The following is an 11,379-nucleotide window of genomic DNA, read 5'->3' on the forward strand; positions in this document are numbered from 1 at the left end:
CGAGAACGGGAGAGCCAGAGGAGCGATAGTAAATACTGTCGGCTGTCTATCACACCATCACGTCCCAATACCGTCAGGAGAACAGATAGCCCTCTGCGAGAAGGCTGTCCCGCGTCGGCACACTCAAGGAGCGCAATGTGGCGACATGCTGGTGAACCTCAGGAAGGTCCTCGCTGATCACGGCCTCCTCCAGCGCCTTGGCGCCACTGGCTATGCCGCTGCATCCCAGCGAGGCTGACGCCCCCTTCAGGGAGTGTGCCTCGCGCTTGAGCTCGGTGAGATCCATCTGCTTCAGCAAGGTCACCATCACGTCGAGGCGTCCTTCGAGGCGCGTCAGATAATTGCTCAGCAGCCGTGAATAGGCCTCGCCACTCAGGGTCGTGAGCAGCTCCTGACAGGTCGCGTGTTGCAGCAAGGAAGGCACGGCATCGGGCAGAGCGCGCGCGCCTGAGTCGTCAGTTGCCACAACGAGCGCCGGAGCAGCGTCGCTCTGCGCGTCCTGATCTTCAGCCGCTGACGAGCTGGTGCCATCATCGCCTGGTGCCTGCAGGGCGGCAGACGGCTCGCCAGCCGAAGCCTCTGGCTTGTCTGGCTCGAGCGCCTTCTGCTGCGAATCAGACTTCTGTGACTCAGCCTCCTGTGAATCAGAGGCCTGCGAATCAGAGGCCTGGACCAGATACTGTTGCAGCACCCGATGCAGATCATCACGCGTGAACGGCTTGTGCAGCACCCCCTGCATGCCAGCCTCGATGCAGCGGCGGGCATCTTCCTGCATCACGTTGGCGGTCATCGCGATGATCGGCAGACGAGCGCTGGCGGGTTGCTCGGACTCGTGCTGACGCCAGCGACGTGTCGTCTCGACGCCATCCAGCACCGGCATCTGCATGTCCATGAACACCAGATCGACATCGTTGCCAGCCTGCGCCAGCCATTCGAGTGCCTGTTCACCGTCCTCCACCACCGTGACCTGCTGCCCCAGATACTCGAGCATGGCCCGCGCCAGTGACTGATTGACCTCGTTGTCTTCCACCACCAGCACGCTTGCATGAGGCAAGGGCGCGTCTCCCACCGCCTGCTGCGGGCAAGCCTCGGCGGCGGTCAATACCGGCAGCGGCACGCGGCACCAGAAGCGACTGCCGAGCCCGAGGTGGCTCTCGACGCCGATCTCGCCGCCCATCGCCTCCACCAGTCGCTTGCAGATGGCAAGCCCGAGCCCGGTGCCTTCATGACGACGCGCAATCGAGGTATCCACCTGGGTGAAGGGGGCAAACAACTGGCTCACCTGGTCGGCGGCGATCCCGCAACCGCTGTCGTGAACCTCGAAATGAAGCGTCTCGCCATCTTCCAGTGATGCCCTCAGCCGGATGGTGCCCTGGGGACAGAACTTGAAGGCGTTGTTGAGCAAGTTGGTCAGTACCTGACGCAGGCGATTGACGTCACCCTTGACCCAGACAGGCAGGTCATCGGCACGTTCTTCGAGGAAGATGCGCGAGCATCCCTTGCCGGCACTGCCTGTCTGGCGATGGTAATGCGCGGCCAGGGAATCGAGGAATTCGGGCAGCGAGAAGCAACGCTGATCCAGCTCCAGCTTGCCGGCTTCGATCTTGGAATAATCCAGCACATCATTGATGACGGCCTGCAGGCTCTCGGCACTCTGGCGCAGCATCGTCAGGTATTGCTGGCCACGCCGGGTCGAGACTTCCTCGCCGATGAGGTCCGAGACGCCGACCATGCCATTGAGCGGGGTGCGTATCTCATGGCTCATGATCGCCATGAATTCCGACTTGGCTCGACTGGCCGCCTGCGCCAGCTGCACCATGCCATCCAGCTCCTGGGTGCGCTCCTCCAGCTTGCGGGTCTTGTAGGCCCGTCCGCGACTCTCGACGATCAGCGCGACCACCAGCACGATGCCGCTCAACGTCATCAGCAGCACCAGCGACAGCGCGAGGGCATACAGGTTGAGGAGCTCCGAGCGCTCCTTGGTGCGCTGGATAGCGGCCTCCGCATTGATGTTGAGCAGCAGCTCGCCGGTCTGCTCCTGAAGCGAGGCAAGCCGGCTGAGTATCTGCACATAGAGGGACGCATCACGCTCCTGACGACTCGCCAGGTCCATGATGGCGCTGTCCAGCACCTCGATTCTGGGCAGCATGGCCATCAGCTGGGCATGCAGATCGGGCATCCCCGCCAGCATGCTGCCCAGTTGGCCGCTCTGCAGCAGCTGCACCCGGCTATAGAGGATGTCGAGCCGCAACAGCAGCTCGCTGTCATCCATCAAGGCGGGCGGCGTCGGGGTCTTCTGCTCCTCGGCCACCACCATGCGCAGCTCGCGCACTTCCCTGTCGAACTGATAGACCGCCCAAATCAGATTCTCACGCAGCTTGTGCTCGAGTGCCTGCTGACGCTGATAGACCAGAACGCCAGTCACCAATGCCGAGACGAAGAACAACGTCGCGGCAATGGCGATGGCGGTTCTGAAATGCAGAGAACGGAGTGGATTCATGCACGAGCATCCTGGCAGCGCTCATGAAACGGAGCATAAGAGGCGGGTTCAGCGTTCGATGTCGATTCGCTTCACCTGCCAGACAGAGCGGGTCATGATTTCCTCGTTGAGGAGATCCGGCTGCTCACTGAAGGGGTAGATGATGAAGATGGGGCCATTGTCGCGCACACGCAGTCGCTTGCCATCGACTTCCATGGCCAGTATCACCGGATGATCGAAATAGTCCTGCACCGGCGCGGTGGCGGCGTAGTCATTGAGCGCCACGATACGCATGGTGCCATCCTCGACGCCCACCGCCTCCATCAGCGCCGAACCGAGCGGACCGCTGAAGCTCACTTCGCCGTCATGCCAGGGGGTGGTGGTCACGGTTTCCCGTTGCGTCAGCGCCATGAGCATGGCGCGATCGAAATGTGCCTCGCCTTCGGCGTTGGCATGGGTGATATCCCCGGTGACGCGCAGCACCACCGGCCCCTGCGGTGCCTCCAGGGCCATGGCAAAGGGGCAAAACGACAGCGTCAGCAACAGAAGCCAGTGGCGCAAGCGGGGTAACGCCGTGGTGAGACATCGCAGGAGAATGAGCAGCGGCATGGGAAGACTCCAGGGGTCATGGACAACCATGGATGACGGCCGGAGGTTCACCGTCTCGTTTCATCCTCGCCCTTCACCGGCCAGCAGCGGCACCGCGCCATGAAGCAGCGAGAGGGGATGAACACGAGTATATGTCGCCATCGTCCTGCCAAACGTGAACCATTGTGACGCGGTCTCACGCAAGAGATGCGTAGACTGCTTGCGATACCCACGCGGGGAGACAGCGACATGCAAATCGGCATTCTGGAAGATGATCATGATCAACGTGATTACCTGACCCTGTGTCTCGAGGCCCAGGGACATGAGCTGGCAGGCTTCGAGCGCGCCAGCCAGTTGTTGCGCGCACTGCGCGAGCGCAGCTTCGACCTGCTGATCATCGACTGGCAACTGCCGGATGCCTGCGGCATGGAGCTGACGCGCACACTGCGCAGCGAGCACGGCTGGCGAGGGCTGATCCTGTTCATCACCGCAAGCCAGGGGGAGGAGGATGTCGTGCATGCGCTTCAGCATGGCGCCGATGATTTCCTGGCCAAGCCGATCCGCCCTGCCGAGCTCACGGCCCGTGTGGAAGCGCTGGGCAGGCGTTTCGTCACCTCCGACACCAATTACCTGCAGCCCAAGGTGGCCATCAGCGATCAATATCGGATCGAGCCGGATGAACACACCATCTGGTGCGGCGAGGAGCCGGTCGCCCTGACCCAGCGCGAATATCAGCTGGCCTCCCTGCTGCTGCGCCACGTTGGAGAGCTTTACTCACGCGCCTACCTGCTGGAGATGATCTGGGGGGTCAACGGGGATATCTCGACCCGTACGGTCGACACCCACGTCAGCCGCCTGCGGCGCAAGCTGGGACTGAACGGCAGTCGTGGGCTCAGACTGAAAAGCGTCTATCAGTACGGATATCGGCTCGAATCCTGTGCCACGGCCCCCGTCAAGAGCAGCTGAGCGCCAACAGGAGGGCGTGAGCACGCTGGACCGTGGCCAACCAAAAAGGAGCGGGGGACTCTGTCGAGTCCCCCGCTCCTTTTCATCGGCTGTCGTCTGGCTGGTCGGCTAGCTGGTCATCTGGCTGGCCGTCTGGCGGCCATCTGAATCGACGTGCATGCCCGGCAAGTTCACGCGATTCACCCCTCCGCCAGCATCCTGCGCAACATGTCCGCCACGGGCCCCGTCTCCGGGCGCTTGTGACGCCACAGGAAGTAGGACTCGGCCGCCTGCTCCACCAGCATGCCGAGACCATCCTCGACCCGCGCGCCGCGCTCGCTGGCCCAGCGCATGAAGACGGTCGGCTCGGCGGCATACATCATGTCGTAGGCGAGTGCCTGCGGAGAGAACAGCGAATCCGGCAACGGCGGCAGCTCGCCGCCCAGCGATGCGCTGGTGCCATTGATGACCAGATCGAACTCACCCTCGATGGCCGCATAGCTGCCACCGGACAGCAGGCAGCCTTGCCCCGCCAGGTCGGCGAAGTCCTCGGCCAGCGCACTGGCCTTGGCGGCGGTGCGATTGGCGATCACCAATGCCGCCGGCTGCTTGGCCAGCAGAGGTTCCAGCACACCACGCACGGCGCCACCCGCGCCGAGAATCAGGATGCGCGCACCCGTGAGCGGCGCCTCGAGGCGCTCGAGATCACGGGTCAGGCCGACACCATCGGTGGTATCGCCATACAGCTGACCGGTCTTGCCGAGCATCAGCGTATTGACGGCGCCGGCGCGACGGGCACGCGGGCTCAGCACATCGACCAGCCGGAAGGCCTGCTCCTTGAAGGGCATGGTGACATTCGCCCCCTGGCCGCCTTCGGCGACGAACTCGGCCCAACCGGCCGCGAAGTCATCGACCGGCGCCAGTCGTGCCTCGTAGCTCAGCGAGTCCTTGAGCTGCTCAGCGAAGGAGCGATGAATCAACGGGGATTTCGAGTGGGCAATCGGGTTGCCGAATACAGCGTAACGGGACATCAGGACTCCGGGACAATCACAGAAAAGCGTCAGGTCAATGCGGCGATCAGGCCTCTTCGCCCAGCCAGTCGCGGGCATGCAGGAAGTCACGATACAGCACCGCTTCGGCACTGCCTTCCTCGGGCTCGTAGCCGTACTCCCAGTGCACCACCGGCGGCATCGACATCAGGATCGACTCGGTACGTCCGCCGCTCTGCAGGCCAAACAGCGTGCCGCGGTCCCAGACCAGGTTGAACTCCACGTAGCGCCCGCGACGATAGAGCTGGAAGTTGCGTTCACGCTCGCCATAGGCCGTCTCGCGGCGGCGCTCGACGATGGGCAGATAGGCCTCGAGGAAGCTGTCGCCGACGGATTGCTGGAAGGCGAAGCAGCGCTCGAAGCCCCACTCGTTGAGGTCATCGAAGAACAGGCCACCCACGCCCCGCGTCTCGTCGCGGTGCTTGAGGTAGAAGTACTCGTCACACCAGGCCTTGTAACGCGGATAGACATCACTGCCGAAGGCGATGCAGGCATCGTAGGCCGTCTGGTGCCAGTGACGCGCGTCTTCTTCATGCGGGTAGAACGGCGTCAGATCGTAGCCGCCCCCGAACCACCATACCGGCGCCTCGCCCTCCTTCTCGGCGATGAAGAAGCGCACATTGCCATGGCTGGTCGGCACGTGCGGGTTGTGCGGATGCAGCACCCAGCTGACTCCGACGGCGTGGAAGCTGCGACCGGCCAGCTCCGGACGCACCGCCGTCGCGGAAGCCGGCAATTCATGCCCGAAGACATGCGAGAAGTTGACGCCACCCTTCTCGAAGACGCCGCCGTTCTCGATGACCCGTGAGCGACCACCGCCACCCTCGGCACGCTCCCAGCTGTCTTCACGGAAACTTGCCTGGCCATCGCAGGCTTGCAGCGCCTCGCACAGGCGGTCTTGCAGATCGAGCAGGTAGACCTTGACGTCTTCGAGATTGGCGTGGGCCACGATGCCTCCGGTAGAACGAGAATGAATGATGACGGGGCGACACCCGTCGTTGGCCGCTGCTGGCGATGAACTGCCAGCTTACCGCGACACGCTGCGCTCGACAGGTCGGAAAATGCCCCTCTTGGGCGTCTGGATGACGCGGCACTGATCTGGATCAACCCGAGCGACGATCCTTCTGCTCAGGCGCGCAGTACCTTGCCGGTCGCGAGATCACGAATGGTGCTGGGACGCGGATTGCCGCCGAGTGGCCCTTCGAGGATCACGTCATTGACCAGCGCAGCGCCGAAGGCGTCACGCACCTCGTCTGCGCTCATGGCAGGCGATTCGCCTGCACGGTTGGCCGAGGTCGACACCAGCGGGCCGCCGAAGGCAGCGCACAATGCCTGGACCAGCGGATGGTCGGTCACGCGCACGGCCAGGCTGACGTGTTCACCGCGCAGCAAGGGGTGCGCACGGCCATTGTCAGGCACCAGCCAGGTATAGGGTCCCGGCCAGCTGGCCAGCAGCTGCTCACGCTGCGCGACGGTGACTCCCGCCAGCCAGGGTTCCAGCTGGGCGATATCACCGGCGATCAGGATCAAGCCCTTGGCGGCGTCGCGGGACTTGAGCTTGATCAGCCGTGCCAGGGCCTCACCATCGTCGGGATCACACCCCAGCCCCCAGACGGCCTCGGTGGGATAGGCAACGATGCCCCCATTGCGAAGACAGGCAGCGGCACCGTCGAGGGCACGCTGATCCAGCGAAACATCACTGACATTCATGATCTGCTCGAACTCCTAGCTGCGGCAACACAATGGCGGCGATTCTAGCACGCTCACCGGCGCGAGACCGACGCTGCACATCGACGCAACACGGCGTCGCGTCGGGGTGGCATAGGCGCACTGCCCGGTTCACGGCATGATGAACGGGTCCATCACCCTCAGGGTATTGCGAAACTGACGCAAAGGCTTGTTTCAAAAGACTATCGAGGTCATTTGAACGCTTTGCTGGACAGTTTCCAGCGCCGGGCCTGATGGCGTTTCACACTCATTTTTCCTCCCTCTTTTCTTCAGACAAGGATGTGATCCATGCGTCGCGCTTTATCACTGACCACCTCAGCCGCTCTCTTGCTGGCATTGGCAGGCTGTGCCAGCTCTGGCACCCAGACGCCGACCGCGCCGGCGCCACGCCCTGCCCCGCTGCAGGATGCCGCAGCGCAAGCGCCCTTGAGCGACCAGGCGATGCTGGCGACCCTGTGGATACAGCACAGCGCGGAGTTTCACGCCCTGTCACTGCAAGCCTTCAACGTGGCCCACGACCGCCTGAATCTGGCGCTGGCGCGTCGCCACGCGCAGGACAAGCCGCTGGCGGTGGTCGTCGATGTCGATGACACCGTGCTCGACACCACCAGCTACGGCGGCTGGGCACTGCGTGAAGGCCGTACCTACGACAGCCAGAGCTGGGCTGACTGGGTGGATGATGCCGTCTCCACGGCTTCACCGGGCGCCGTGGAGTTCCTCAACTACGCACACGCCAGCGGCGTCGATGTCTACTACATCACCAACCGCAAGGCGGCCGGCAAGCAGGCCACCATCGCCAATCTCGCCGCGCTGGGCTTCCCGCAGGCCAATGCCGAGCACGTGATGCCGCGCACCGACAGCTCCGACAAGACCGCGCGCCGCGCGCGGGTCACGCAGGGACATGACATCGCGCTGCTGATGGGCGATAACCTCGGCGATTTCGATCAGGCCTTCCAGCAGTCCACCACCCGCGCACGCAATGCCGAGGTCGCCCGCCAGGCGGATCAGTTCGGCCGTCGCTTCGTGCTGTTGCCCAACCCGACCTACGGCGAGTGGGAAGGCGTACTCTACGATGGCAACTGGAGTGCCAGTGAGCGCGAGAAGCGCGCCATGCGTGATGCGGCGCTCAATGCCTGGCAGCCCGAGAGCGGCAAGGTCAGCCAGGGCAAATGAGTTCAGGTTGCCGGCCTCTCGGATCATCACTGTCAGGTCGGCAATCTCAGATCATCAATGCCAGGTCGGCGACTTTTGCTCAGAACGTCAGAGTCGTTTCCAGCCGCCCGGTGCCTGCATGACTCGCCCCTCGAGCTCCAGTTCCAGCAACTGCATGCTCAGCTCACTGACCGAGGTGCCGCTCAGCTCGACCAGCTTGTCCAGCGCCAGCGGCACGGCCCCCAGAAAGCACAATGGCGACACCTCCTGACTGACAGGCGGCGTGGCAGCGCGTGACGCTGGCGGTGCCAGGGACGGCAAGGGCAGTGATGTCGTGGGTGTCGCGAAGGTAGCGGAGGCTGTCGCTTGCCGAGCCGAAGTGGCGGAGCGAGAGGCCGCAGAGGTGGCAGCGGACTGTCTGGATGATGCCACCCGGGGCTGCGTTGACGGCTGCTCGGTCGAGTGAGCCGGCAACAGGTGCTCGAGCTCCGCCAGCATGTCATCGACGTCGCGTACCAGCGTCGCCCCCTGACGGATCAACTCCAGACAACCGCTGGCGGTGATGTCATCGATGCGTCCCGGCAGCGCGAACACCTCGCGATTCTGCTCCATCGCCAACCGGGCACTGACCAGCGAGCCACTGCGCAGCGTGGCTTCGACCACCAGCACGCCAAGTGACAGGCCGGTGATCAGCCGATTGCGGCGGGGAAAGTGGCGCGCATGCGCACCGGTGCCAGGCGGATGCTCCGAGAGCAGCAGACCGCCGCCCTCCAGCAGCCGCTGGCGAAGATGATGGTGCTGGGCGGGATAGACCACATCGACCCCACAGCCGAGCACCGCCAGCGTCGAGGGGTTGGCCGCATAGTCGTGCGCGCCGAGACGCGCTGACGCCGCCAGGGCTCCCTGATGCGCCGCGGCATCGACCCCCAGCGCCAGCCCACTGGCGACACTCCAGCCACGTGAGACCAGCTCAGCCGCGAAGTCATGCGCATGCCGCAGGCCTGCCTGGCTCGCCTTGCGTGCGCCGACGATGGCCAGCATGGGCAACTCAAGCAACGATTGGCGCCCCAGCGCCCAGAGCGCCAGCGGCGGGTCCGGCAGGGTGTCGAGCATGGCTGGCCACTCCGGGTCCGCGGGGGTGAGCAGATGATAGCCCTGTGTCGGCGCATGCCAGGCAAGGTCTGCCATCACCTGCTCATGGAGCGGCGAGGATTCGGGGCGCTCGCACCACAGGCGCAGCGGTGCCGCGAGACGTGGCGGCAATACCGCCAGCCAGCCCTGCGGCCAGTCGGCCCGCTCACGCAGCTTGGCCGCGGTATGCGTGCCAAAACCCGGCAGGCGCGCCAGAAAGACGAAATCCGCCCGCGAGGGGCCGCGTTGTTCGACATCGATCGACACGCCACACCTCCCGAGCGGATTATTGACTCACCCTGGTTGTTCACTTCAGCACGACGAGTCGTTTCACCACGCCGTTGCTTGCGGATGACAGGGGCTTTCGATCAGCCGTGGGGCTCCAGCAGCTTGTCACCGACGCTCAATGGGCGGCCGGCCTGCATCACCAGCGCGTAGCTGACCTTGTCGTAGATACGAAATACCATCACCAGGCCACCTTCCTCACCGGGCAGGGTGATCGGCTCGCCGGTGACGGGGTCGGTGATCGTCTCGCCGCGGCGCTCGATACCGAAGACGTACCCCGGCTGGATACCTTCACGGCTGCCGCGATTGAGCGCCACGATGTCATTGCGACCGATGTTGCGCAGTCCATCGGGGGCCGCGAGGATGACACCACCCACATCTTCTTCGGGCGGCTGCGGCTGGAAGCTGGTGGTGATCGCACCACCGTCCGCCGGCAGCAGCAGATCGCCATTGAGAATCTCGCGATTGGCCGACAGGACGCGCAGCACGCCGATATCGCCTTCGCGGCGCTCAAGCTTGATGTCGCCGATGCTGATCATCTCCAGCCCCAGAAACTCCTGGGTATCCGGGTCCAGATAGCGCTGGCCCTTGCGGTAGACGCTGTAGGTGTCATTGGCGGACCAGTTGCCGCGGGCGTAGATGGTATCGCCGGCACCGCTGATCAGACGGGTGTCATCCCCGGCCACGATATAGGGCGCATCGGTGAGCAGCGCCGGGTCAATCACGCGATGCTCTTTCAAGAAGGCCGAGATCTTCTCCAGCGGAATCGGCGGCACCGCCTCGCGCTTGGGAATCTTGCGGATCTGGGGAGACAGCTTGACCACACCGCCCTGGCCGCGCTCCAGGCGCAGACGTGGCTCGCCATTCTCGTAGTAGAGCGAGATGCGATCGCCCGGATAGATCAGGTGCGGATTCTTGATCTGCGGATTGGCGCGCCAGACTTCCGGCCACAGCCAGGGTTCACGCAGAAAGCGCCCGGAGATGTCCCAGAGCGTATCGCCACGCACCACCACGTAGGTGGAAGGTACGTCATCACGCACGGTTGCTGCCTGTGCCAGCGACATCCCTGCGCTTGCCCCCAGCGTCGCCATGCCGAGGAGTGCCGTAAAGACGGCATTGCCGACCAGTCGTTTCATGCCCATTCCTGCGTCCCTTGCGTTATTGCCACCCATCGCTCGGTGGTGATGGTCTTGTTCTGAACTCCGCACCGCGCAGACCCGCTCTGCCCCGCGCCTGGTGGCTGCTGACCCCTGTCCATCGCCATGTCAGATCAATCCTGACTATTGCCGCGATAGTAGCAGCATTGACGGCATTCGGTTCCGTTCCTCGCTTGCGCACACTACAATATCAGGCAAATCCTTTCTGACAGCACAACGGTAATTACACCAGCCATGGCCAAACGCGAAATCCTTGAATTCCCTGATGAGCGTCTGCGCAACGTTGCCGCCCCGATCGACACGATCGACGCCGAGCTGCAGACCCTGATCGACGACATGATCGAGACCATGTATGACGCCCGCGGCATCGGCCTCGCCGCGTCACAGGTCGACGAGCATCGCCGTCTCATCGTCATCGACGTCAGCGAAGATCAGTCCCAGCCGCTGGTGCTGATCAACCCGGAATACACGCCGATCGGTGACGAACAGCAACCGATGCAGGAAGGCTGCCTGTCGATTCCTGAATATTATGCCGAAGTCCCGCGCTATCTGAAGGTACGACTCAAGGCTCAGGACCGCAACGGCGATGCCTACGAACTGGAAGCCGATGGCCTGCTGGCACATTGCATCCAGCACGAGCACGACCACCTGCAAGGCAAGCTGTTCGTCGACTACCTCTCCCCGCTCAAGCGTGATCGGGTGATGAAGAAGATGCAGAAGCGTCACAAGCTGCAAGAAGCCTGATCCCTCACGCTCGGCCACACGGCCGATATTGAGCGCATGGCGGCACCGCACGAAGGCCGAGGGCATCCCCTCGGCCTTCGTGCGGTTACTGGTCCATCAGCCGCGTCTGTCGCGCTGGCCG

The 11,379-nt window shown here is 63.8% G+C and carries 10 protein-coding genes; 3 read left to right on the forward strand and 7 right to left on the reverse strand.

Annotated features, from left to right (window positions below):
* Positions 1 to 73: 73 nt before the first annotated feature.
* Both QD280_RS16090 and QD280_RS16095 read right to left on the reverse strand, forming a co-directional pair.
* Positions 74 to 2,500: an ATP-binding protein gene (locus tag QD280_RS16090; protein ID WP_279840008.1), complete on the reverse strand. Its 2,427-nt coding sequence runs from the start codon at positions 2,498 to 2,500 to the stop codon at positions 74 to 76.
* Between the two features lie 48 nt (positions 2,501 to 2,548).
* Entirely contained in the window at positions 2,549 to 3,040 is a 492-nt protein-coding gene (locus tag QD280_RS16095; RefSeq protein ID WP_279840009.1) for a hypothetical protein, read from the reverse strand.
* Positions 3,041 to 3,316: 276 nt separating this feature from the next.
* Between QD280_RS16095 and QD280_RS16100 the strand changes: the two genes are divergently transcribed.
* Positions 3,317 to 4,033 (forward strand): response regulator transcription factor, encoded by a 717-nt coding sequence (locus QD280_RS16100; RefSeq protein ID WP_043333802.1) that lies wholly within the window; start codon positions 3,317 to 3,319, stop codon positions 4,031 to 4,033.
* Positions 4,034 to 4,212: 179 nt separating this feature from the next.
* On the opposite strand, the gene aroE is transcribed toward QD280_RS16100, so the two are convergent.
* From aroE to QD280_RS16115, 3 genes are all read right to left on the reverse strand, one after another.
* Positions 4,213 to 5,046, reverse strand: coding sequence for a shikimate dehydrogenase (gene aroE / locus QD280_RS16105; RefSeq protein ID WP_192839427.1), 834 nt, complete (start codon positions 5,044 to 5,046; stop codon positions 4,213 to 4,215).
* A 43-nt stretch (positions 5,047 to 5,089) separates the two neighbouring features.
* A complete protein-coding gene (gene hemF / locus QD280_RS16110) occupies positions 5,090 to 6,010 on the reverse strand; it encodes an oxygen-dependent coproporphyrinogen oxidase (RefSeq protein ID WP_253064555.1) in 921 nt (306 codons plus the stop codon).
* A gap of 179 nt (positions 6,011 to 6,189) precedes the next feature.
* The gene (locus QD280_RS16115; RefSeq protein ID WP_279834798.1) at positions 6,190 to 6,771 is read right to left on the reverse strand and encodes a Sua5/YciO/YrdC/YwlC family protein; all 582 of its coding nucleotides are present in this window, start codon (positions 6,769 to 6,771) and stop codon (positions 6,190 to 6,192) included.
* Between the two features lie 306 nt (positions 6,772 to 7,077).
* On the opposite strand from QD280_RS16115, the gene QD280_RS16120 reads away from it, so the two are divergent.
* Complete coding sequence (locus QD280_RS16120; RefSeq protein ID WP_279840010.1) at positions 7,078 to 7,962, forward strand: 5'-nucleotidase, lipoprotein e(P4) family; 885 nt, start codon at positions 7,078 to 7,080, stop codon at positions 7,960 to 7,962.
* Between the two features lie 87 nt (positions 7,963 to 8,049).
* Here QD280_RS16120 and dprA read toward each other — a convergent pair whose 3' ends face one another.
* Entirely contained in the window at positions 8,050 to 9,339 is a 1,290-nt protein-coding gene (gene dprA / locus QD280_RS16125) for a DNA-processing protein DprA (RefSeq protein ID WP_279840011.1), read from the reverse strand.
* Positions 9,340 to 9,440: 101 nt separating this feature from the next.
* Positions 9,441 to 10,493: a LysM domain-containing protein gene (locus QD280_RS16130; protein WP_054556857.1), complete on the reverse strand. Its 1,053-nt coding sequence runs from the start codon at positions 10,491 to 10,493 to the stop codon at positions 9,441 to 9,443.
* A 255-nt stretch (positions 10,494 to 10,748) separates the two neighbouring features.
* On the opposite strand from QD280_RS16130, the gene def reads away from it, so the two are divergent.
* Positions 10,749 to 11,258, forward strand: coding sequence for a peptide deformylase (gene def / locus QD280_RS16135; RefSeq protein ID WP_043333797.1), 510 nt, complete (start codon positions 10,749 to 10,751; stop codon positions 11,256 to 11,258).
* Positions 11,259 to 11,379: the final 121 nt, after the last annotated feature.

The organism is Cobetia sp. 1AS1, assembly GCF_029846435.1.
Classification (GTDB): domain Bacteria; phylum Pseudomonadota; class Gammaproteobacteria; order Pseudomonadales; family Halomonadaceae; genus Cobetia; species Cobetia amphilecti.

Bases quoted from the DNA above. Each gene is read 5' to 3' on its own strand.
- QD280_RS16090 (WP_279840008.1), bottom strand. From the start codon at position 2,500: ATGAATCCACTCCGTTCTCTGCATTTCAGAACCGCCATCGCCATTGCC.
- QD280_RS16120 (WP_279840010.1), top strand. From the start codon at position 7,078: ATGCGTCGCGCTTTATCACTGACCACCTCAGCCGCTCTCTTGCTGGCA.
- def (WP_043333797.1), top strand. From the start codon at position 10,749: ATGGCCAAACGCGAAATCCTTGAATTCCCTGATGAGCGTCTGCGCAAC.
- QD280_RS16130 (WP_054556857.1), bottom strand. From the start codon at position 10,493: ATGAAACGACTGGTCGGCAATGCCGTCTTTACGGCACTCCTCGGCATG.
- QD280_RS16115 (WP_279834798.1), bottom strand. From the start codon at position 6,771: ATGAATGTCAGTGATGTTTCGCTGGATCAGCGTGCCCTCGACGGTGCC.
- QD280_RS16100 (WP_043333802.1), top strand. From the start codon at position 3,317: ATGCAAATCGGCATTCTGGAAGATGATCATGATCAACGTGATTACCTG.